At 61.2% G+C, this 22,533-nt stretch carries 16 protein-coding genes; 8 read left to right on the top strand and 8 right to left on the bottom strand.

From position 1 onward, the window contains the following. Positions 1–8: 8 nt before the first annotated feature. The 3 genes from A477_RS0111225 to A477_RS0111215 form a co-directional block, all read right to left on the bottom strand. Entirely contained in the window at positions 9–929 is a 921-nt protein-coding gene (locus A477_RS0111225) for a GGDEF domain-containing response regulator (RefSeq protein WP_017199087.1), read from the bottom strand. Further along, a complete protein-coding gene (locus A477_RS0111220) occupies positions 926–4,360 on the bottom strand; it encodes a hybrid sensor histidine kinase/response regulator (protein ID WP_017199086.1) in 3,435 nt (1,144 codons plus the stop codon). Before A477_RS0111220 ends, A477_RS0111225 begins: the two co-directional genes overlap by 4 nt. Positions 4,361–4,520: 160 nt before the next feature. Then, positions 4,521–6,188: an alkaline phosphatase D family protein gene (locus A477_RS0111215; RefSeq protein ID WP_017199085.1), complete on the bottom strand. Its 1,668-nt coding sequence runs from the start codon at positions 6,186–6,188 to the stop codon at positions 4,521–4,523. Positions 6,189–6,599: 411 nt separating this feature from the next. On the opposite strand from A477_RS0111215, the gene A477_RS0111210 reads away from it, so the two are divergent. After that, positions 6,600–7,610 carry a LysM peptidoglycan-binding domain-containing protein gene (locus A477_RS0111210; RefSeq protein ID WP_017199084.1) on the top strand — a complete coding sequence of 337 codons (1,011 nt, stop codon included), beginning with the start codon at positions 6,600–6,602 and terminating at the stop codon, positions 7,608–7,610. A gap of 11 nt (positions 7,611–7,621) precedes the next feature. Here A477_RS0111210 and A477_RS0111205 read toward each other — a convergent pair whose 3' ends face one another. Then, a complete protein-coding gene (locus A477_RS0111205) occupies positions 7,622–8,218 on the bottom strand; it encodes an arsenate reductase/protein-tyrosine-phosphatase family protein (RefSeq protein WP_017199083.1) in 597 nt (198 codons plus the stop codon). Positions 8,219–8,418: 200 nt separating this feature from the next. Here A477_RS0111205 and paaA point away from each other — a divergent pair, with 200 nt between their 5' ends. Genes paaA through A477_RS0111175 form a run of 6 tightly spaced genes read left to right on the top strand, consistent with a single transcriptional unit; the run spans position 8,419 to position 13,367 of the window. Continuing rightward, on the top strand, positions 8,419–9,414 hold the full coding sequence (gene paaA / locus A477_RS0111200) for a 1,2-phenylacetyl-CoA epoxidase subunit PaaA (protein WP_017199082.1): 996 nt from the start codon (positions 8,419–8,421) through the stop codon (positions 9,412–9,414). Beyond that, positions 9,414–9,842: a 1,2-phenylacetyl-CoA epoxidase subunit PaaB gene (gene paaB, locus A477_RS0111195; protein ID WP_017199081.1), complete on the top strand. Its 429-nt coding sequence runs from the start codon at positions 9,414–9,416 to the stop codon at positions 9,840–9,842. The genes paaA and paaB overlap by 1 nt, the downstream gene beginning before the upstream one ends. A gap of 11 nt (positions 9,843–9,853) precedes the next feature. Then, positions 9,854–10,771 carry a 1,2-phenylacetyl-CoA epoxidase subunit PaaC gene (paaC, locus tag A477_RS0111190; protein ID WP_026005541.1) on the top strand — a complete coding sequence of 306 codons (918 nt, stop codon included), beginning with the start codon at positions 9,854–9,856 and terminating at the stop codon, positions 10,769–10,771. A 5-nt stretch (positions 10,772–10,776) separates the two neighbouring features. Then, entirely contained in the window at positions 10,777–11,364 is a 588-nt protein-coding gene (paaD, locus tag A477_RS0111185) for a 1,2-phenylacetyl-CoA epoxidase subunit PaaD (protein ID WP_192812002.1), read from the top strand. 8 nt (positions 11,365–11,372) lie between these two features. Further along, positions 11,373–12,578, top strand: a complete 1,206-nt coding sequence (gene paaE, locus A477_RS0111180) for a 1,2-phenylacetyl-CoA epoxidase subunit PaaE (protein WP_017199078.1) — start codon at positions 11,373–11,375, stop codon at positions 12,576–12,578. Between the two features lie 9 nt (positions 12,579–12,587). Then, positions 12,588–13,367 (top strand): enoyl-CoA hydratase/isomerase family protein, encoded by a 780-nt coding sequence (locus tag A477_RS0111175; protein WP_017199077.1) that lies wholly within the window; start codon positions 12,588–12,590, stop codon positions 13,365–13,367. Between the two features lie 92 nt (positions 13,368–13,459). Here the strand turns inward: A477_RS0111175 and A477_RS0111170 are convergent, their stop codons facing one another. The 3 genes from A477_RS0111170 to A477_RS0111155 form a co-directional block, all read right to left on the bottom strand. Further along, positions 13,460–14,974 (bottom strand): outer membrane protein assembly factor BamB family protein, encoded by a 1,515-nt coding sequence (locus A477_RS0111170; RefSeq protein ID WP_237715783.1) that lies wholly within the window; start codon positions 14,972–14,974, stop codon positions 13,460–13,462. Between the two features lie 359 nt (positions 14,975–15,333). Then, positions 15,334–15,783: a hypothetical protein gene (locus A477_RS0111160; RefSeq protein ID WP_017199074.1), complete on the bottom strand. Its 450-nt coding sequence runs from the start codon at positions 15,781–15,783 to the stop codon at positions 15,334–15,336. Positions 15,784–15,795: 12 nt separating this feature from the next. Next, on the bottom strand, positions 15,796–17,361 hold the full coding sequence (locus tag A477_RS0111155; protein ID WP_017199073.1) for a chitinase: 1,566 nt from the start codon (positions 17,359–17,361) through the stop codon (positions 15,796–15,798). Between the two features lie 218 nt (positions 17,362–17,579). Between A477_RS0111155 and A477_RS0111150 the strand changes: the two genes are divergently transcribed. After that, complete coding sequence (locus A477_RS0111150) at positions 17,580–19,940, top strand: glycosyltransferase family 2 protein (RefSeq protein ID WP_026005538.1); 2,361 nt, start codon at positions 17,580–17,582, stop codon at positions 19,938–19,940. Positions 19,941–20,030: 90 nt separating this feature from the next. Here A477_RS0111150 and A477_RS0111145 read toward each other — a convergent pair whose 3' ends face one another. Continuing rightward, positions 20,031–22,496: a choice-of-anchor L domain-containing protein gene (locus A477_RS0111145; RefSeq protein WP_017199071.1), complete on the bottom strand. Its 2,466-nt coding sequence runs from the start codon at positions 22,494–22,496 to the stop codon at positions 20,031–20,033. Positions 22,497–22,533 lie beyond the last annotated feature (37 nt).

Genomic DNA, 22,533 nt, shown 5'->3' with positions numbered 1-22,533 from the left:
TGGCAAGCTCACTCTGAGCGGAGGGCATCGGCCAGGGTCACCCGGTTCCGGCCGGAGGCTTTCGCTGCGTACAGGGCAAGATCGGCTTCACGCAGGAGTTGCTCGGTTCCTGCACGGCGCCCCTCGGTGAACGCCGAGATGCCCGCACTGATGGTCAGGACGCCGTCGGGATCGCCGGAGTGCTCGATGCGCAGGGACTGCACTGCAGAGCGGACACGCTCCATGACCATACGAGCGCCGGGAGCCTCCTGATCCCGCAGGACCAGCAGGAATTCCTCACCGCCGAACCTGTAGACGGCGTCGGATTTCCTGACTTCGCTAGCCAGCGTCGAGGCGATGGCAACCAATGCGGCGTCGCCCGCCTGATGGCCATAGATGTCGTTGTAGCTTTTGAAGTTGTCCACGTCCACCATGGCCAGGCAGTAGTTGTGCCCGGTCACGCCCCCGCTATGCAGGGCACCCAGGTCTTCGGCCAGTTTCAGGCGGTTGTGGAGTTTTGTCAGGGGGTCGGTACGAGCCTGCTCACTCAGCGCGGAACGGTACCGGGCCAGGTCTGCATGCAAAGAGGTAATGCGTTGGGCAGCCAGGAGCCTGATGTGCAGGCTGAACGGATCCAGGGGCTTGGTGACATAGTCGTCTGCTCCGGCTTCCATTCCGGCCAGTACGTCTTTCCGGGAACCGTGCGAGGTCACCAGGATCACGTAGGTATACCGGTCCTCCTCGGCCGCCCGAATGGCGCGGCAAAGGTCCAGCCCGTTGAGGCCGGGCATCATCAGGTCGGTCACAACAGCTTCCGGGCTGTGCTCCTTATAGAGTTGCCACGCCGAGTCGCCGTCAACTGCCACGATGCACTCATGGCCGGACTGCTCGACGGCGGCCTTGGTGATCATCCGGGAGATCTGGTCGTCGTCGGCGATGAGGATTTTCACGGTGCTCCCGGTGAGTGTGCTTCAGTAAGTGTGCGCTCTAGTGCCTCGTCCACGCGGGCGAGTTCAGTGTGCAATTGGCCCAGCAGCAGTGCTCCGGAAGCTCCCAGTTCGGGTCCTGCATCGCGTCCGAGCCTTTCCAGTTCCTTGCAAAGGCCGGCAGCGCCCACAGCTCCGATATTGGCGGCCGCGCCCGCGAGTTTGTGCGCTGCCGCTTCCAATTCCGCGGCTTGTCCGTTTTCCAGTGCAGCACGCAATGTATCCAAGGCTCCCTGGGAGTCCTGCCGAAAAGCCCTGACGGCTTCGGGCAACAGGCCCAAACCGTCGGCGGGTCCAAGTTCGCGCAGGATCTGCAGCCGCTCGAGTTCAAGAACAACAGAGTTCGACGCCGGTGCTGCCGCCTGCTGTTGCGGGACGTCCGCCGCAGCCGCGGCATCCACCCCGACGTCCGCCGTCGACGTTTGCGGTACCCAGCGCGAGAGGACTTCAGCGAGTGTGGCGAGATCCACGGGCTTGCTGATGTAGTCGTCCATGCCGGCAGCGAAGCAGCGCTCGCGGTCCTCATCCAATGCACCGGCCGTCATGGCGATGATGGGAATCCGGGCGGAGTGGCCGTTGCGGGCTCGGATGGCCCGGGTTGCATCGAAGCCGTCCATGACGGGCATGTGGCAGTCCATGAGCACTGCTGCGTATGTGCCGGTCAGCGCGGCGGAAACGGCCAGTTCGCCGTCGTCCACTATGTGCACTTCATAGCCGAGGCGGTTTGCCATGCCGCGTGCCACCAACTGGTTGACTTCGTTGTCCTCGGCCACCAAGAGCTTGCCGAGCCGCGGCACAGGATCCGCCGCTTCAACCGGGTGGGCCATTGGCGGCGGGGTAGGCATGCCAGCTGTCTTTGTGGCCAGCACACGCAATAGACGGTTGTAGAGTTCGGAGCTGCGGACGGGTTTGGTGAGGTACTCGCGAATTCCCGCCGAGGTGAGGTCGCTCCTTTCCACCTGCATAGTGGAGGTCAGCAGGATGATCCCCGGGCTGCCGGAGCCGTTGCTCTCGTCCCTGATGTTGCGGGCAAGCTGGAGGCCGTCGATATCGGGCATGCACATGTCCACCACCGCGATGTCGTAGGGGTGGCTGGACAGGGCCGCGGACCGGTACTCGTCCAGTGCGGACGCGGCGTCGGCAACCGAAAGGGGAAACATTCCCCAGCTGGCCAGTTGTGTTTCGAGCACCAGGCGGTTGGTTGCGTTGTCGTCCACCACCAATACCCGGCGTCCGGACAGGCTGGCTGGCAAAGATTCCGTGTCCGAGGCTGCCGGGCCAACGGGGAGATCAAGGTCAAACCAGAACCTGCTGCCAACTCCAACCTCGCTGTCCAGGCCGATCCTGCCACCCATGACTTCCGTGAGGCGCCGGGAGATGGCCAAGCCCAGTCCCGTCCCTCCATAGCGGCGTGTGGTGGAGGCGTCCGCTTGGGCGAAGGATTCGAAAAGTCTCTGGTGATTTTCGGCGGTGATGCCAATGCCGGTGTCCCTCACCTCGAAGCGCAACGACGCCTTGCCGGCGTCCTGGGCAAGAACGGAGACCTGGACTTCCACCTCACCGGAGGGAGTGAACTTGACCGCGTTGGAAGAGAGGTTCAGCAGGATTTGGCGGATGCGGCCGGCGTCGCCCAGCAGGCGAGCGGGAACGTCCGGGTGGCAGTAGGAGATGAGCTCCAGGTTCTTCCCCTGCGCAGCTTCCACAACCAGCCCTGCTACTTCTTCCACCAGCGCCCGGGGGTCGAAGACGTTGATGTCCAGGTCTACTTTCCCGGCTTCGAGTTTAGAGAAGTCGAGGATGTCGTTGATGAGGGTCAGCAGTACTTCGCCGGCGCCCTTCACTCCCTGGGCGTACTGCCGCTGGCCCTCGCTCAGGGGCGTGTCCATCATGAGCGAGGTCAGGCCGATCACCGCGTTGAGGGGAGTCCGGATCTCGTGGCTCATGGTAGCCAGGAACTCGGACTTGAGGCGGCTGGCCTCCAGGGCCGCTTCGCGGGCGGCGAGGAGTTCCTTCTCGGCGGCTTTGCGTTCGGTGATGTCGCGGGAGATGGTGGCGACGCCGCGAATGCCGGAGTCACCCCGAACAGGCGAGAGTGTCACGGACACCGGGATAACCTCTCCGTCACCGCGTAGGCGCATGCTTTCGTAGTTCTGTACGTCGCCGCGTTGGGCGGTAACTTCCAACGCCTGGCGTTCGCTGTTCATCAGGTCCGGCGGAACGAAGAAGTCGCCCTTACGGCCAATGGCTTCCGATGCCGGGTAGCCGAAGATGCGTTCAGCGCCAGGGTTCCAGCTGGTGATCACGCCGTCGGGTGTTTCACCGATGATGGCGTCGCCGGAGGAGTTGACGATCGCCCCGAGTCCCTCAAGCTCAGCCGTCCGTTCGGCAACCTTGGACTCAAGTTCGCGGGTCAGCGTGACATTTTCGACGACGATCAGCACCTGCCGCACGATGACGAAAACAATCACCGTCAGGCCGGTGACCAGCAAGATACGGTCTTCGCCGATGGGGCGGCTGCGTGAGAAGAACACAGCACTGAACACAGGCAGGTAGGGGAGGAGCTCCAGGGCCACGGCGTAGGTTCGGCCGTCTTTTTGTGTGGCCCCGGCTTCGGGGAGCAATGGGCTGAGCCCCACCAGCAGGAAAGCGAATACCCAACCAAGGGCCAACGGGGATCCAGTGACACCCGTGATGCCTTGGAGGATGAAGCTCATGTACGCAAGGTCTGTAATGGCGAGGATCCAGAAGCCAAGCCCCAAGCTTAGCCATGGCAGCCGGCGGCCACGGGCTGCGCGCATGGTCAGGACGATCACCACGGAAACCATGAAGACATCTGCGATGGGGTAGGCCATCTGCGTCATGTGCGCAAAGGCGTCCTGGTCCGTAGCTCCTGCCAAGGGGCCCAGCACGGAACTCCATGCGATGAAGAACGTGGCGCTTGCCACCACACCTGCGTCCAGGATGGTGCGGCGCAGTGAAATGCGCAGTCCTTGTCCTTTTGACAGCAGCACTAGTCCGATGGAGGTGGGCAGGGCGTACCAAACGAAGCCGATGTCCGCGAAGGACGGGAACGGGTACTGGTGGTTCAGGGTAATGCCGTTGAAAGTCCACACCGTTTGCCCGGCGCTCCAGATGGCCAGGCCCGCCACAATGAACCAGCGGCCGGGGTTGTTGTCCCGGCGCCGCCGGGCAGCGAGGGTGTGGGTGGTCAGCGCGGTGAGTGCGGCGAGAAGGATGGCTAAGTCACCGGCAAGTTGCGCCGTCGTCGTTCCTACTCCGCTTGCCAGCCCGAAAGCCAGCAGCACCAAACAAACCGCAGCGGACACCAGAAAGAGTGGCCAAACCTTCTGCAACGACGAGCGCTCTGGAAGAACCCCGTGCTTCACTCCTGCCACTGAACCCCTGCCTTCAAAAGTGGCCCCACCCAAAAGCGAACAACGCGTCTAGCCTGCGCTGAGGAGAGCATACGCCGAAACCCAACTAAGTAGCAGTAGATGCCGTTCTGAGGACTCAAAACGGCATTAACTGCGACTCAGTTAAGTACGGCTGCGTGGGTCAGCGCTGCGGAATGAGGGCTTTGGAGTAGATCACCGCTCCCAAGGCGTTGCGCAGGCTCACCGTGAACACCCCGTCCGCGGCGAGGTCCACGTGGCCAAAGTACTGGTTCTCGCCGTCACGCGGCGACTCGCCCGGGAAGCGTCCGGCCTTGGCAAACAGGACCTCGGGTCCGAAAGTTTTGTCCATCTCGCTCGGACCGAAGGAGCCTGCGTTGATGGGGCCGGCAACGAACTCCCAGAAGGGGTCGAAGTCCGTGAAGGACGCCCGCTCGGGAGAATAGTGGTGGGCGGCGCAGTAGTGCACGTCAGCGGTCAGCCACACGGTGTTCTTGACGCCGTACTTCTTGAAGGCGCTGAGCACGCCGGCAATTTCCAGCTCGCGTCCAAGGGGAGCTCCGGGGTCGCGGTTGGCCAGGCTTTCCTGGTTCACGGCGCCATCGGGAACGATGATCCCCAGGGGCAGGTCCGCAGCGATCACCTTCCACGTCGCTTTGGATTTGCGGACTTCCTTGATCAGCCAGTCCACCTGTTCCTGGCCCAGGATGTTGGTGGCGTAGGGTTCCTTGCCGTCGGTGTTGGGGGACTTGAAGGTCCTCATGTCCAGGCAGAAGATGTCCAACTGCGGGCCGCGGGAGATTTTCCGGTAGATGCGCGCGGGCTGGTACTGGCCGGCGTCGTACGTTCCGGGGCGCCAGAGCGCGGCGGCATCGGCGATCGGCATGTTCTCCTGCCATGCCTGCCGGCCTCGCGCTGCCAGGACATTGACGTTCCGTTCGGTGTAGCGGGGGTCGTCCAGGATTTCGCCGGGGTACCAGTTGTTGGTGGTTTCGTGGTCGTCCCACTGCGCAATCACGGGGACATCGGCGAACATGGCCCGCATATTGGCGTCCAGGGAGTTGTAGCGGTGCCGGCCCCGGTACTCCTTCAGGGTTTCGGCCACCTTGGATACTTCCTCGGTGACGATGTTCCGCCACACTTGCCCGTCCTTCTCAGTCACGCTTGCGGCAATGGGGCCGTCAGCGTAAATGGTGTCGCCCGAGTGGATGAAGAAGTCTGGCTTCGTAGCGTGCATGGCTTTGTAGCCTCGCATGCCGCCGAGTTCCTCGTTGATGCCCCAGCCTTGGCCGGCGGTGTCGCCGGTCCACACGAAGGATTGCCCGTTCGACGACGAACTGCCGCCTCCGCGCGCGTCTTCAGTGCCGTCGTCGTGCTTTCCGTTGGTGGAACCCGGCGCTGTGCTGAAGGTGCCGCGAACTGCCTCGCCTGGACCATTCTCGTCCTCGAAGGTCAGTTCCAACGCGAAGCGTGTGCCTGCGGGAAGGCCCTTGGCATGGATTTTGGCGGTGAAGTCGCTGGCGTCCGTGGCCAAGGGGCCGCGGATGGTCCGGCTGAAACCGTAGCGTCCGCGAAGGATCTCACCGGCGCTGTCCACCGCCTGAAGTTGTGCCGTGAGTCGGCCCGGGCCGGAAGCGCGGGACCAGAGAACGGCGGAATCCGTAGTTACGTCGCCGGTGGCAATCCCCGTGGGTAGGGTGAGCCGCTTGCGCACCAGTGGGATGGCAGCTGGGGTAGCGGACGCGGGTGCGGCGGTGCCGGTGGCAACGCCGGCGAGGGCGAGCGTGGCAAGGGAGGTCTTGACGAGTGAGCGGCGCGAGAGGTCAGTCATGGTTCCACAGTGCGTGGCCTGCGTGAACGGAGAGTGAGGGCGAGATGAAGCCCAATTGTCCCGCATTCGCAGCTGCTGCCAGGGCCGGGAAGAGCCACAAATGCCAGCTACTTGGGCGGCTGGCGTGCCCGGGAGCAAGTAGTCCAATTTTGGAAACTGCGTAATGCCCAAGTAACCAATTACGGCACCAGCAGGAAAGTCGAGTAGTTCCTACTCGTGCGGCGGGCATGACCCTATTCCTACCATTGAAATTCCTAGGGTTATAGCAATTCCGTTCCTCCGGCTCAGCGGTGGACCGCACCTCCCATAAATCGTGGGCGGTGCCCCTCCCAATACGTAGCTGCGCTTTCCCACCCAGGTCCGCAGGGGCCTGTTTTGCGCGGTCCAGAGCCATGGAGTCCGGGGTTTCCCATGAACATGAATGACTTAGATCTTCAATCTTCCCTGTCAACCAAGAGCAATGGCGATGTTCGGCGGCCGCACTCCAGTAAATCCAAACTGTTGATTGCCGGCGCGGTGCTCGCGATATTAGCGCTGATCCCACTTCTCTTTGGCGTCGTCAACTGGGCGACGCAACCGGCGGGTGACGCTGACCAAAATGTTTCACAGGAACAAGTGCCTTTTACAAAAGGTGACAGTGCAAAAGCACCCGCAGCTTTGCCGGTCCAGGATGCCGAAGCGGAGGCAGCGCCGGAAGTACAATCAGCTCCGGCAGCTGAAGCGCCGGCAGCTCCCGCTGCCGAAGCACCCGCTCCTGCTCCTGAGCCAGCTGCCGCTCCCGTCGAGGCGGCCCCGCCTGCGCCAGCTGGCGACCCCAATCTCTATACGGTGGCTTCCGGGGACACGGTAGGTGCCATCGCCTCGCGTTTCGGGGTGGATGTCACTGCGATGTTGGCCGCCAACGGCCTTAGTGCCTACTCGGTGATTGTGCCGGGACAGGTTTTGAAGCTCACTGGACCTCCCATTGCTGTGGTCGCTCCCGCACCGGCTCCGGCAGCTCCCGCCGCGCAAGCTGCACCCGTTCAAGCCCCGGCCGCTCCCGCAGCTGCTGCTCCCGCTCCTGCGCCAGCACCGGCACCCGCGCCGGCTCCCGCTGTCCGGACCATTTACGTTGCTGGTGCCGGTGGCCAATCAATGGTGGACGCCTGCATCGGGCCCATCCACTACACGCCTACCAACGCCTACGCAACGTTCATCACGGAGCACGATTTCTGCGGAGGGTGGGGACGGTTCTCGGGAATCGGTGTTGGTGAAACGGTATCGATCCCGGGCTACGGAACATTCACAGCGACAGGCAGGGGCCAGGTACCCAATCCGGGAAGCACCAACGATGTCGCCGCAGTGTTCGGCGGATTCCCTGCAGTTGTCCTGCAGACCTGCATCCCGGGCACCAGCCAGATGCTGGTGATCGCCCTCAACTAAGCAATAAATACCTAGGCCGGCGCCGTCAGGCGCGCGAAACGGAGGATGCCTAGGATGGCCGGGGCCAGCTCATCCTCCATCTGGTGGTAGACCTCTTCCGCTCGTCGGTAGGGGTCTACCACGTCGTTGTCTGCAGGATCGGACGGCAACGCGAGGTGGCGGACTGATGCCGCCCGGGTGGGGAGAGCACGCCAGAATTCCGTGATGTCCCCGGCCGGGGCCGTATCGCCCCGGTTCTCCAGCACGGACAGCATCCGGGCAAATTCCCGCACGGTGAAGGTGCGCTTCAGCAGGGACGCGTCCAGCTGGAGGACTTCGCCGCGGTGCTTGGACGTCATGGCCAGCACCAGGTCGGTTTCCTTGAGAATCCTGGGGGTTAGCTGCCTGGCTGCAAAACCGTCAGGGTTTCCGCGGAAAGTGCTGATGATCCGGGCCGAGAGGGGCTGGATGGGCTCACCCACCATGGCGCGAGTTCCGGCGCTGCGGACTTCGAAGGACCCGGGACTGACCTGATTGAGCCCGGTCTGCAGCAACCGTTCGGCCACAGGGGAGCGGCAGATGTTCCCGGTGCAGACGGTGAGAATCCTGAAGGGCTGGGGCGATTCCACGTGAGGCTCTTTTCTAGCGGTGACTGGGGACAGCTGAGGTCCCACCCCAAGTTAACACGGCGGGCAGCGAGGACCTTGTCAACAACGCAGAGCCACGCAAACAGGTCCGGACGCGTACCTGGGCAAGACACGAACGCTTGACTGAAATCACTCGCTCCGCATATTCTGAACGAACGGTCGGTAATTTATTAGGAGCAACCATGGCATCGCAGAATCTGCAGTCAGTGCCCGCTGAGCTGTCCCCGGAAGAACAGGAGCGGGAGGCGGCCGGACAGGCGTATTTTGATCGCATCATTTCGGAAGACTCGCGCATCGAACCGCGCGACTGGATGCCGGCGGCATACCGCAAGACTTTGCTGCGCCAGATCTCGCAGCACGCGCACTCGGAAATTATCGGCATGCAGCCGGAAGCCAACTGGATCACCAGGGCGCCGAGCCTGAAGCGCAAGTCCATCCTCATGGCCAAGGTCCAGGACGAGGCCGGCCACGGCTTGTACCTTTACTCGGCTGCTGAGACCCTTGGCCAGTCCCGGGACCAGATGATGGAAGACCTGATTGCCGGCAAGGCCCGGTACTCGTCCATCTTCAACTACCCCACGATTTCCTGGGCTGACATGGGAGCCATCGGCTGGCTTGTTGATGGTGCAGCCATCTGCAACCAGGTTCCCCTGTGCCGTGCCTCGTACGGTCCTTACGGTCGCGCAATGGTGCGCATCTGCAAGGAAGAATCATTCCACCAGCGCCAAGGCTTCGAGATCCTGCTGGAGCTTTCCAACGGCACCCCTGAGCAGAAGCAGATGGCCCAGGATGCAGTGAACCGCTGGTACGCGCCGTCGCTGATGATGTTTGGCCCGCCGGACGACGATTCACCCAACTCCAAGCAGTCCATGGCTTGGAACATCAAGCGGTTCAGCAATGACGAGCTGCGTAGCCGGTTCGTCGGCATGATGGTGGAGCAGGTCCGGGTCCTCGGCCTGACCCTGCCCGACAAGGACATCCGTTTCAACGAAGAAACCAAAAAGTGGGAGCACGGACCCCTGGACTGGAACGAGTTCAAGGAAGTCCTGGCCGGCCGCGGTCCCTGCAACTCGCAGCGCGTCGAGCGCCGCCGTGAGGCACACGAAAACGGTGCCTGGGTTCGCGAAGCCGCAGTGGCCTACGCCCGCAAGCAAGCACAGAAAGAGAACGCAGCATAATGGCTCCTCACGGCAACCCGGAAGCACCGGCCAGCGCCGCCAGCGAAATCAACCGCGAGGCCCCCAAGGTTGCGGCAACCAACGCTGAAGGCACGACGACGGCACCCGCCTCAGGCCCGGACGTCGCCTCGCATGGCGCCAAGGAAGAAACACCCTGGTCCCTTTGGGAGGTCTTCGTCCGCTCGAGCCGCGGCCTGTCCCACGTACATGCCGGTTCCTTGCATGCGCCGGATGCTGCCATGGCCCTCCGGAACGCCCGCGATTTGTACACGCGCCGCAACGAAGGCGTCTCCATCTGGGTTGTCCCGGCGGAGGCAATTTCTTCCAGCGATCCCGACTCCAAGGGTTCCTTCTTCGAGTCCCCGCAGGGCAAGGATTACCGCCACGCAACGTATTACACCAAGAGCGAAGGCGTGAAGCACCTGTGACCAGCAAAGATGTGAACACTACAGACACTGATTTCGCCATTGAAGGCCACGGCGACATCTCCGTTGGCGTCCACGGCGCCGGTGCGTCCGGTGACGGCTCGGCCAGCGCCACCCGCATCACGCCGGGCAACGCGCTGCGACCCGAGGACATCGCCCTCGAAATCCAACGAGGCCAGGTCAGGCCCAGCGAGGATGTTGCAGAGTTTGCCCTGCGCATCGGCGACGACGGCCTGATCCTCGCCCAGCGCCTGGGCCACTGGATTTCCCGTGCTCCTGAGCTCGAGGAAGACATCGCCTTGGGCAACATCGCCTTGGACCAGTTAGGGCACGCGCGTTCGTTCCTGACCTACGCCGGTGCCGCTTGGGACAAGTCCGAGGACGACCTCGCCTACTTCCGCCGCGAGCACGAGTTCCGTTCCGCCCACTTGTTTGAGCAGCCCAACGGCGACTTCGCGGTGACCATCGCCAGGCAGTTCATTGTGAGCTTCTACCAGTACGAGCTCTACACCAAGCTCATTGAGTCCACCGACGCCACCATCGCAGCCATCTCCGCGAAGGCCGTCAAGGAAGTCGATTACCACCGCGACCACAGCGCGCAGTGGGTGCTTCGCCTGGCTGGCGGCACTGATGAGTCCCGGGCACGCATCATCCAGGGCTTCAAGCTCGTATGGCCGTACGTGGACGAACTCTTCGAGGACGACGAACTGACCACCCGCCTGGCCGAGGCCGGCGTCACCGTTCAGCCTTCAAGCCTCCGTGCAGAATTCGATCGTCTCACCGGAGAAATCATGGCCGAAGCGGAGCTGGAAATTCCCGGCGTCCCGCAGGCACTGGGCGGCGGACGCAGAGGCAAGCATTCCGAATTCCTGGGATACATCCTTGCTGAAATGCAGGTCCTCGCCCGCGAGCACCCTGGCGCGAGCTGGTGACCAGCATGACCACCTTGGCAAAGACCGCTGAGCAGCGGGCCTGGGACATCGCGTCCACGGTCTGTGATCCGGAGATCCCGGTCCTCACCATCGAGGACCTTGGGATCCTCCGCGGTGTGCGGGTAGTCCCGGCGGTTGCCCAAGCACCCGACTCGACCCAAGCACCCGACTCGACCCAAACAACAGGCCAGCACGACGGCGGCGCCTCAAGTGCCGCCGTCGAGGTCACCATCACGCCCACCTACTCCGGCTGCCCGGCGATGGACGCCATTGGTGACGATCTGCGCAAGGCCTTTGAGAAAGAGGGCTACGCCAGCGTTCACATCAACCTGGTGTTGTCCCCGGCCTGGACCACTGACTGGATGACCGAATCCGGCAAAGCCAAGTTGGAGGAATACGGGATCGCTCCGCCCAGTGGAATGGCTGCCGCAGGTGGCCATTCCGGTCCCGTCCGCCTGAGCCTGGCCGTGAAATGCCCGCAATGTTCGTCGTTGAACACCAAGGAAATCACCCGCTTTGGTTCCACGTCCTGCAAGGCGTTGTTCGTCTGCCAGGACTGCAAGGAACCGTTCGACTACTTCAAAGTCCTCTAAGGAATTCCATGACCACCGAAACCCAGACGGCCAGCCGCCGTCGTGCGTCTTTCCACAATCTGACCGTCTCGGAGGTCCGGCGCCTGACGGACGATGCCATTGAGGTCACGTTCGGGGTTCCCGCCGAGCTTGCCGGGCAGTACGACTACCTGCCCGGCCAGTACGTGGCCCTGCGCACCACGCTTCCGGACGAGCAGGGTGAGCTGCACGAAGTACGCCGCAGTTACTCGATTTGCGCAGAGCCGCGCAGCTTCGCGGACGGCAGCAGCGAGATCCGCGTGGCCATCAAAAAGGACCTTGGTGGCCTCTTCTCCACCTGGGCCAACGCGGAACTGAAAGCCGGAGACGTCCTGGACGTCATGAGCCCGCAGGGTGCGTTCATCTCGCGGCACGGCAAGGACGGTGCGTCGGTTCAACATAACGTCATGAACTCCATGAACCACCCGGAGGAGCTCGCGGGGGAGCCGGGCAACTTCGTGGCGATTGCCGCGGGTTCGGGCATCACGCCTGTCATCGCGATTGCCCGCACGCTGCTGGCGGCTAATCCGGAGACCACCTTTGACTTGGTGTACGCCAACAAAGCTGCCATGGACGTCATGTTCCTGGAAGAGCTGGCGGACCTGAAGGACAAGTACCCGTCGCGCCTGGCGCTGCATCACGTGTTGTCCCGCGAGCAGCGGATCGCTCCGCTGATGACCGGCCGTATCGACTCGGAGAAGCTGCAGGCGCTGCTCAGCAGTGCCATCCGTGCCGAGGACGTGGACGAGTGGTTCCTGTGCGGGCCGTTCGAGCTCGTCCAGCTGTGCCGTGACACCCTGGCTGCACGAGGCGTAGAGCCTGAGCACGTTCGCTTCGAGTTGTTCACCACCGGCCGTCCGGACCGCCCCGAGGGCAACGCCGGCCGACCCGTCGTGGAGGACGAGTCGCAGGACACGTACAAGATCACCTTTACCCTGGATGGTCTCACCGGCGACGTCGCCAGCCCCACCCACGCCCGCGAATCCATCCTCAACGCTGCATTGCGTGTCCGTCCGGACGTTCCCTTTGCGTGCGCCGGTGGTGTCTGTGGCACCTGCCGCGCCAAGCTGATCACCGGTACGGTGACCATGGATGAGAACTACGCCCTTGAACAGGATGAGCTGGACAAAGGCTACGTCCTCACCTGCCAGTCCCACCCCACCAGCGAAGAAGTTACCGTCGACTTCGACGTCTAAGGAGTCCCCATGATCGAGCTCTCCATTGCCAACGGTATTGCCGAAATTGTCCTCAATTACCCCGACAAGCTGAACTCGCTCAACGAGGACGCGCTTGCCGAACTGGACAAAGCGTACGACGACGCTGCTGCCGCCGCCTCACGCGGTGAGGTGCGGGCGCTGCTGCTTCGCGGAGAGGGCCGGGCCTTCTGTGCCGGCCGTGACATCTCGGGAGTGACACCGGAAACAGATGATGCCCAGGCGTACCTTGGCGGACTCGTTGAACCATTGCTGAAGAAGATGGCAGCGTTTCCGGCACCCACCTTTGCTGCCGCCCACGGGGCTTGCCTCGGGGTTGGGCTGGGGCTGTTGTTGGCCACGGACGTTGTGTACGTGGCGGACAACGCCAAGTTCGGCTCGCCCTTCGCCAAGCTGGGTGCCACGTTGGATTCAGGCGGCCACTGGTACTTCACGGAGCGCCTGGGCATGCACCGCACGCTGGACCTGATCTACACTGCCGACCTCATTTCAGGCGCGGAAGCCGTGGAGCAGGGGATGTTCAGCCGGGCAATGCCGGCGGAGTCCCTTTTGCCGGTGACCCGGGAGATCGTTGCCCGCGTGGCGACCGGGGCCACGGGCGCCTTTGTGGCCTCCAAGGAACTGGTGGCCCACATCCGTGACCAGCGCCTGGGCTTGTGGGCATCCATGGCCGAGGAAAACACAGAGCAGGCACGGCTGTGCAAGACCGACGACTACGCCGAAGGTTTCCGTGCCTTCCAGGAAAAGCGGGCGCCGGTTTTCAAGGGCTAGGTTTGTTGCGCAGGCGGGTCCCGCCCTTGTTCGCACCCCTCACCGTTGTACGGCGGGCAGGTCGGACAGAGGCAGGTTACGTTCGGCTCTTTTTAGACGAATTCCTTGAGGAGCTTGTACCCGGCCACTTTTCCCTCCAAGGAGAGGACGGCCATGTCTTGGTCCGGAGTGCTCACATCGGTGAGGGCGCCATAGGTATATGCCGGGGCCGGGGACCCGCTTTTGAGGCATGGAAATGCGACAAGTGAGCCGGCGCCGATGTCGCCGCCAGGTTGGTCCTTGAAGGGCCCGTTCGGCGGCAAGGTGTAGGTGGTTGCTTTCGTGCAAACAAAAGCATCGTCAAAGCTTGCCCCACTGGGCTTGCCGGTGCGGGCGTCCAACAGGGCTGACGAATAGTAGGTGCCGGCAATCACAAAATCACCGTGGCCTGCTGACGGTATAAGGCCGGTGGTATCCCAACTGTGAACTTCCACCGGTTTGCTTTCCCAAGCGGCTTCGCCGGTGATGGGATCGTAGCCCACCACCTTCGAATGTCCGCCCACGTATCTCCCTGAGGGAAATTCAAGGGAGCCATCTACGTACTCGCACCGAACAGGAAAAGCGTCCCCGTCCTCCAGCTTGGAAGAAGCCGTGCCCACGGTCTTGGCGCATTCGAGCTGTGAACCATCAGCAGTCCAGAGAACCCGCCCGCTGGATGCCCGGAAGCCTACCGTTTTGGTGGTTTCCCGGAGGTTCAGGGAAAAGGTTTGTTCCGTAAATTCCTCGGGTGCGAAGTTGGTGGGGTTGATGCCAACGGAGCCAATGTAGAGATCCAATTTTTCCGAGTAGATGAAGTGCCAGCCCATGTCTGTGGTGGCACCCTTCCCGAAAATGCTTTCCGTCTCCACTTCCCACAGGACCTCGCCGTAAGAGACATGGGCCAGCGTTTCAACTCCGCCCGCTAGCACCGAGTACAGTTCTTTTCCGACCGGCCGGAAGTCCCCGCTGAGCGGGTTGATTTCAGGACCGGACAGATCATCGCCGGTTTCCAAGTCCACCCAGTGTTCCACCGTCCCGGACATTTCATCGAAGGCGATAAAGCACATGTCCTGCAACTCGTCGCAAGCAAAGGGACGTGTACTAACTAGTTCTGCCCTCCCGCGGTAGAGCTCATCCCCGGTGCCCAGATCAAAGGCCACCGGGGTAGTCCACCACTCGTAGCCGCTGTTGTTGGGCGGAGGAGCCGTAGCCTGCAGGAAGATGGCGGCACTCTTCCCTGCAGCGGTCATGGTGACAACAGGTTCAAGGGGAACAGAAGGCGCGTCGAGCCCCGGGTGAACAGGCTGGGTCCAGAGCTGTTTCCCATCAGCAACAGAGAACGCATGGGCATTGACACCTGTGGGAGTCGACGCGTAGACGAAGGCAACGCCATCAGCCACCACCGGTTGGCCGATGACATCGAGCGGTACTTCCCATGCCGCCGTCGTGATTTCCGTGCTTCTCTCCACCGGAGAGGGGCTGGGCGGTGGCGTGGTTGCGGCGGGTACCCCCGGAAGGGGAATGATGGTGCACGCGGACAACAGTATGGCAGCACCTACGGCCGCGACGCCGAATCGAGCTGGCTTCAAGCGTCCAAAAAAACGAGCGGATCGGGACTGAATCATGGTTCCCCCAGGAACGTCCATGGTTCAGCACCTGCAGGGCGTAGTTCCAAACCAGAAAAAGGCCAACAGGACGTGGCTCAGATAGAGAATACAAGGCGAGCGGCTTAAAATTAGGCACACGCATGAAACGCGCCTAGCGGGTCAGCGTGCTGAGAACGGAGATTGCCATGCTTCAAATGATCATGTGCAAACTAAACCTCCACCACCACTGGCACGTGGAATCCGCGGAGGATGGCAGCGGTCGATACAGGCGGTGCACCCGCTGCGGCAAATACGACCGCGACTGGGACGGCAGCGGTTTTATGCACTGAGCAGGCGTGGATTCACCATCCAAAGGTGTTTGTCAGGGCGCGGTCGGTCTTGTAGTCGGCCTTATCCGGATATGCCCACCGAAGGATCTTGTACCCGTCTCCCCGCCGTATTGCTTCGATGGCAACAAACTCCTGGTTTCCTGCCCGGTTGAACTCCACTACTATTCCGAGCACTTTTTCTTCTCCGGGCACCAGCTGGTAGATCTTGGGATCCCAGATTATTGGCTGCGGATCGGCTTCCTGCTTTGCCGCCATGTCCGCTTCGCTTTTCTTGCACTCGTCCACGGTTTGTTCACTGGAACTGTCCAGGAGGTCGCAGAATTTGCCGTTGTGACCTGCCAATGAGTAGGCGAAGGTGATTCCGAGGTCACTTGCTTTGGCGTCATCGTGCCCTTGGGCGCATCCGCTCAAGGCCAGCGCGGCTGCTGCAAAGAGTGCCACTGCTGCCAGGTACTTCCTCATGCTGTGCTGCTCCTATTTTGCCGCTTGGCTTGATAGGGCCTTGGTCAGTTCCTCATGGGAGAGTTTCATCCAGGCCGAATCTGTGGACCCCTGCAGCGCGGCTTCCGGACTCTGTGTTTGGACCCACCATTTAGCTTCGAAGACGTACTGACCCAGCATCACGCGGTCGCCCTTGTGATAGACGGCTGTGGCTGACCATACCGGGTATGTTCCGGCGGGAACCGTGACTTCAGGCTTGGGCCGGTCGCCGGGCAGGACAGGGCCGATCAGCTTCCACGGCGCGGCAGCTCTGTCCGGAACGGGATCGTTCGGCACGTCATCCTTGGTCCACCACTTGGCCTCGTAGACGTTGCCCTGCCAAACGATTCTGTCCGACTGCACATACGTGGCCACGGGAGACCAGATGGGGTAAGGGCTGGTAGCGGGGTCGTCCACTACCGGGGTTGCAGTGGTTGTGCCCGTCGGCAGCACCGGAGTGGGGGAGTCCGTGGGTTTGGAGTCAATGTCAGCTCCCAGCACGTCGGAGAAACGTGTGTCACGTTGCGGCACTCCACTGCAAGCGTCGGACACTACGGTCAAAGTGGGATAGTTGGGGCCGCATTCGGCGTCCCGGTTCAAGGACCACATGGACATCCTGCCAATGCCTTTCCCTTGGGCGAAGTCGTGCAATCCTTGGGCGTCGGCGAGGGTGAAGACGTCGGCCACGATGTCGTTCTGGCCGATCATGGGGGTCAAACCAATTTTGCGCCACAGGGTTTGTGCCCCAAGGTTCTGCTGCGCTGCGGAGTAGATTTCACCCAGCTGGGAGTGGGTTGCCTCGGCTGCAGCGATTGACGCCTGCAGCATGGACTGCCCGGCCACGCGGCTTTCGCCGTAGTCCATGGTCATGATGTTCACCCCGGCCAGTTCCACACCGGATGAGAGCATCTGCTCGACGGCGGCCATCCCGTCTGCAGTCAGCCCCGCCGGAGCCACGGGTAGCGTCAGCCAGACGGAGAGGTTCTTGCCCTCGGCCCGCCTTCCTTGCTGCACCGCGACGATCGCTTTGGCTTGACGTGCGATGGCTGCCTTATCCGTCAGGGCGGTTCCCTCGATGTCGAGGTCAATGGTGTTGAGGTCGTAGCGTTCAACCACGCGCGAGTAGGCCTGCTGAAGCCGATCGTCGTCGGTGCACGCGGTGGCGAGTTCCTTGTTCGATAGCCCACCGAAGGAAACGGCGATGTCACCGCCGGTTTGCCGTAGCCTGGCAATGCGCCGGTCCAGATCAAGGTCTGAGGCGGCTGCGTCCATGCTGTAGAAGGAGCCCCAGGATGGTGTGCAACCGTCCTTGGAGTCGGCCACTATGAACGACAAAACCACGGACTTTGCGTTGTCGCTTACCGGTTGCTCGAACGCGTACCGCGGTGTGGCCGTCACATCGACGTACCCTGCGAAGAGTGATGGAGACGCTGCCGCGGCACGGGTATCAGTGTAGTTACGCCAGGAAACGACGCCGGCCCCCGCCACCACCGCTATGACAGCCAGCAGTACGGAGAGCCGAATCCAGGACAGCTTCCGCCCAGGAAAGTGCTTGGACATTAATCCCCCAACATTAAGACCTGAAATTCCAAACGAGCAGACGTAAAGCCCGTGAATGGGGCCAAGAACTGTTCCAACAAATTCCGTGGACCTCACGGGAATCGTAAGGCTCCTGCTATCGATTACTATAAGGGCAATCGGCGAAGCTTTTTTACAGAAGGCGGACGTTCAACCGGCTACAGGGCCGGAAGACGCGGTTCACAGTTTGATGGGGAATAATGACGGACCAGTTGGTTGATTTGTCCGATGTAGAGCGGGATACCAAAGAGCTCCCCGCGGAGCGGCAGGAAAGTACGGGACGAAAGAGACAATGGGGGTCGGAGCGGCGGTCTGAACCGTTGGCCATTGTTCATCCAACGCCGTCATCCCGAAAAATCGTTCTTGGCAGGCTTGCCATGCTCGTGACGGTTGGGGCGTGGCTTTATTACGTTGTCTCCACCATTATTCGGCAGCTTGTTGACAATCCGAACTCAGGATTCCGCTTCGGATTTGAGTCGATTTCGTACCTTATTGTCGTCACGTTCCTGACGTTCTCCGCCCTGATGTACCTTATGGCGCGGCAAGGTGCACTGTACCGGTTCAAGGAACACCGCAGGGTTCCTCGGGGTGAACTTGATAATCACTTCGCCAACTACAAAGAGGCCGTGACGGTGTTGGTTCCGTCCTACGCCGAAGAACCCCAGGTTGTGCGGGGTACATTGTGGTCGGCCGCCCTGCAGGAGTTCCCGGATCTGCGGGTGGTGCTCCTGCTGGACGATCCTCCGTTCCCTACGGAGCCGGAGAAGATTCACCGTCTTGAACAGACCAGGGCGCTGGCGGGCCAAATTGCAGATGCGTTATCAGCTCCCGCAGAGCGCGCCAACAACGCCTTGGCTGCCTTCCGGCAGAGACACGCCTCGCCCCTGACAGCGAAGGCCCCTGCCACGTTCGAAGGGGACGAGCTCCAACTCCTGATCGCTGAGTATGAGGCAGCGGTGGAGTGGCTGGAAGCGATGGCTGAGGCTGAAACCGTGGAAGACCATGTGGACGAATTCTTCGTGGACCTGGTCATCATGGGACTGGCTCGTGAACTGCGCTTGGTTTTGTTGGCGCTGAATGCAGCAGAGGCGCAGAACACGGCCCCAAACCCAGAGCGGATGGAACAGCTTTACCTGAGGCTCACGTGGATTTTCAACGTTCAAACCGAGACTTTTGAGCGTAAGAGGTATGCCAGCCTCTCCCACGAAGCCAACAAGGCCATGAACCTCAACGCCTACATTTCCCTCATGGGCAAACGTTGGCGGCGGGAAGAGACTGCTGGAGGCGCGGTGCTTCGCCCGTCCTTGGTTCCGCGCGATGACGATCTGCTGGTCCCGGATAGTACCTATTTGCTGACCTTGGATGCGGATTCCCTGTTGCTCCGGGACTATTGCCTGCGCTTGGTCTACTTCCTGGAATCCGCGGGCAACGAGCGGGTGGCAGTGACTCAAACGCCGTATTCCTCGTTCCGAGGTGCGCCTACCCGGATTGAGAGGATCGCTGGCGCAACAACGGATATCCAGCACATTCTGCACCAAGGCATGACGTTCTATGGAGCCACATTCTGGGTGGGTGCCAACGCAATTATCCGTAAGCGCGCCCTCGAGGACATTGTTGAAGTTGAGACGGTTGGCGGGTTCGAAATCCGCACTTACATTCAGGACCGCACCGTCATTGAGGATACCGAGTCCAGCATTGACCTGGGCACGCACGGATGGACGCTCGTAAATTATCCGGAGCGCCTGAGTTACAGTGCAACGCCACCGGACTTCGGTTCACTGGTGGTGCAGCGCAGACGCTGGGCCAACGGAGGCTTGCTCATCCTTCCCAAGCTCTGGAACCAACTTTCGCAGCGGCGGAACCAACGGCAACGGATACTCTTCCGTGAAGTTCTCCTTCGTGTGAACTACATGGCGTCGATTACCTGGGCCAGCTTCGGGCTTCTTTTCCTGCTGGCTTATCCCTATGACAGCAGGCTCCTTAGCCCTGCAGTGTTTATAGCTGCCCTGCCGTACTTCCTGTGCATGGGTTCAGACCTTCGCGATTGCGGCCATCGCTTTAGCGACATCTTCCGGATATACGGTTTTAACCTCATCCTGCTGCCGGTCAACCTTGCCGGAGTCCTGAAATCACTCCAGCAGGGCCTGACGGGGGACAAGATCCCCTTTGTCCGAACCCCCAAGGTCAAGGACCGGACAGCCGCCCCCGCGATTTATGTCCTGATTCCTTACGCCATCGTGGCGTTCTCTGTACTGACTGGTTGGAGGGACGCCCAACAGGGCAATTGGGGCAACGTCGCCTTCGCATCACTGAATGCAGTGTTGGCCATGATGTGCATCCAGTCGTACATCGGCTTGTGGAACTCGGTGGTGGATGTCGTCCTGGGGGCAGTCAATTGGCTTTACGTCACACCCAAGCCGAAGGCAAAGCCTGAATCGTTGGTTGTCCCCAAAACGGCCGAGGAAGTCGATTGGGAATCAATCCTCTACCACGGCGACCGCAGGCTCAACCGGGACCTCCGCTGCGGAACCGACCGCCGTCGTCGAATTTCACTTCGCTGATCCTTCCGTTGATCCGCGAACCAAGGCACTGATCAACGAAACAGGGCCCTCCGCCAAGTGGCGGAGGGCCCTGTTTTAATGCTCTAAGCGCTAGTCGGACCAGATGCCTCCGTCGAGCAGCGCTACGGCGCTGTCGAGGATGCCATCACTGGTGTCAGCAACAGCAATTTCCACCGTGACAGGTACGCCCGGCTGCACGGGAACCGAACATGTGAGGGCGGTGGTCATCCCGTCCATGGCGGTGTTGAATCCGTTTGCTCCGGCGGCATTGTCAATGTAATAGCTTTCATTCGTGTGATCGTTAACGCTGTTCACACTGATGGGGCTCTGGGTGCCGGGTACCAACGCGCAGTTGGTTCCGTTGACGAAGACGCCCATGACGTCGTTGTAGGCGCTGCCCACGTATTCGGGGTATTCCTCGCTGGCGAAGAAGTAACGAACATGGAGGGTGTCGCCTGACGGGGTGATTTTGGCCCAGTAGGAGGCTGCATCAAAAGTGGGCAGGCCACCGATGAAGTTGGACAGCGTGGTGTTTCCTGCTGTTCCCAGATCGCTGGAGGCTTCCTGATCGGGTGTGCCTACGGAGTTCTGCATGTTGCCCGTGGACAAGATCCATGCGGCGCCACCCGGACCATAGTCGGTTGCCCTGCCCCACTGGGACGAGTCACCTGCTCCGCCGTCTTCTTGCACGGCGATACCGTCGCCGAATACTTCCTTAGAGACGTCGCCAACGGGTGGTGTGGGCTTGCAGAGGTCACCTTCCCAAAGAACCAGGTTCTTGGTGATCTCCTTCTTCCACTCGTCCGTCAGCTTCATGCCAAAGACCTCGACGCCGGCGATCACACCTATGCGACCAGCCAGGCCTACCTCATGGGCACATGTTTCCGGCCCGGTGGCGTACTTGGCGTATGCATCGAATCCACCCGTAAGGCCCGCGATTCCATACAGCTTTGCGGTCAGCGTCGGCCCGATGGTTACTGAAGATTCGCTGGTCAGCTGAGGGCCTTGGAATGTTGCCTCGGCGTTGCCGCCGTACTCAGCGACGGGCTGGAAGTTGCCGTCTTTGTACGACATGCCAACCGTAGTGGTTGCAGATGCTGCCGCCGTGACGTAAGTATCGGCGGTCCATTCGCTCTTGGCTTTGAGGTCGATCGAGGAAATGAACTGAATGTCCACGGGGACTGGGCCTACTTGGATATGCGCCCAGGTATTCACCGTGCCCAGGTTCTTTTCCGCGGTTCCGGTCAGGGTTCCCGTTGCCCGGGCTGTTGTTTTGGCGGACAAACCAGTGTCCAGTGTGAACTTTGCTTCTTTCAGCGACGCCCAGTGAATATCCACTTCGGCGTTGACAGCAGATTCAACACCGAATTCACTGCTGAGTGCCAGAGTTCCGGTGCCCTCCACATCCACTGTCTTCCATGCCGTTCCTGTTACGGATTTGCTCAGGGTGTCAGAGAATTTGAACGTTTTCTCGAAGACGGGCAGGGACACGTCACTTGGGATGGCCAACTCGTCTGCTGGAATTCGACCGCCATTCCGGTTCAAGGGAGCCGCAGAGGCCTGGCCGTTATCGATGACGTCCACACCATCCGCTGGAATAAACTCCTGCTTGACGATAGTGGTGGTGGGGGTTACCAAGCCGTTGGTGTCGTAAATAGCGTCCGGCAAGGTGGCCTGTTGGACAACAGCTGTCTGTTTACCGTCCGGAGCATTAGTAACCTGCTGAACTCGAACCAACATTCCGTCCGGGGTGAACTCCGAGAATCCGGACACAAGCACGTTGCCGGGGTCGATATCCGGAGCTCCCGCACCCACGGAGTTGAAGGTGATGGTTGTATCGCCCTGAACGTATTCCTGTGCCAAGGCGTTGGTATCGATCACCAGGGTATCCGGTGATGTCACCACACCATCTGCTGCAGGGGGCAAGGATAAACGGTACAAGTATGCCGCCATGGCGTCGCGATTGATGGGTGAGAGCGGGCGGTAGGAAGCAGTGCCGTCTCCGTTATCCCAACCCGTAGCGATTCCCTTCGCATGCAGCCAGGAAATCTCCGTGTAGAACTGCGTTGTGCTGGTGATGTCAGAGAACGGAGGCGTTGCTGGTGCCTGGAAATCAGGCTTGTTTTCAAAGCGGTAGAGGAAGGCCGCCATGGCGTCGCGGTTGATCGGGGCAGTGGGGCGGTACTCCCGTTTTCCGTTTCCTACATCCCACCCGGTGGAGATTTCCTCCTGGTGGAGCCATGCCATTTCCTTGTAGTGCTGCTGGCCGGGACTGACATCCTGGAAGGGCGAAGTGCTCGGTGCCGTGAATTCCGGCGATCCTGCCAGCCGGTAGAGGAACGCGGCCATTGCATCACGATTGATTGCGGTTAAAGGACGGTAGGTTCCGTCGGACCAGCCGGTGGAGATGCCTTCATTTGCCAGCCAGGACATTTCTTTCGCAAACATCATGCCTGCGGGTACATCGGAGAATGTCACCGCATTTTCTGTTTCGCCGGCGGCTGTTGCTGCCGTCTGGCCGGTAAGTACCAAGGACGCACAAAAAATGCCGACCATGACGGTTCGGCTGGATCGGGAAAAGTGGGTCCTTCGG

The sequence above is a fragment of the Arthrobacter sp. M2012083 genome (assembly GCF_000281065.1).
Lineage (GTDB): Bacteria > Actinomycetota > Actinomycetes > Actinomycetales > Micrococcaceae > Arthrobacter.
This window is presented reverse-complemented; position numbering and strand designations above follow the sequence as displayed.

Bases quoted from the DNA above. Each gene is read 5' to 3' on its own strand.
- A477_RS0111215 (WP_017199085.1), bottom strand. From the start codon at position 6,188: ATGACTGACCTCTCGCGCCGCTCACTCGTCAAGACCTCCCTTGCCACG.
- A477_RS0111210 (WP_017199084.1), top strand. From the start codon at position 6,600: ATGAACATGAATGACTTAGATCTTCAATCTTCCCTGTCAACCAAGAGC.
- paaA (WP_017199082.1), top strand. From the start codon at position 8,419: ATGGCATCGCAGAATCTGCAGTCAGTGCCCGCTGAGCTGTCCCCGGAA.
- paaB (WP_017199081.1), top strand. From the start codon at position 9,414: ATGGCTCCTCACGGCAACCCGGAAGCACCGGCCAGCGCCGCCAGCGAA.
- paaD (WP_192812002.1), top strand. From the start codon at position 10,777: ATGACCACCTTGGCAAAGACCGCTGAGCAGCGGGCCTGGGACATCGCG.
- paaE (WP_017199078.1), top strand. From the start codon at position 11,373: ATGACCACCGAAACCCAGACGGCCAGCCGCCGTCGTGCGTCTTTCCAC.
- A477_RS0111175 (WP_017199077.1), top strand. From the start codon at position 12,588: ATGATCGAGCTCTCCATTGCCAACGGTATTGCCGAAATTGTCCTCAAT.
- A477_RS0111160 (WP_017199074.1), bottom strand. From the start codon at position 15,783: ATGAGGAAGTACCTGGCAGCAGTGGCACTCTTTGCAGCAGCCGCGCTG.
- A477_RS0111155 (WP_017199073.1), bottom strand. From the start codon at position 17,361: ATGTCCAAGCACTTTCCTGGGCGGAAGCTGTCCTGGATTCGGCTCTCC.
- A477_RS0111150 (WP_026005538.1), top strand. From the start codon at position 17,580: ATGACGGACCAGTTGGTTGATTTGTCCGATGTAGAGCGGGATACCAAA.
- A477_RS0111145 (WP_017199071.1), bottom strand. From the start codon at position 22,496: ATGGTCGGCATTTTTTGTGCGTCCTTGGTACTTACCGGCCAGACGGCA.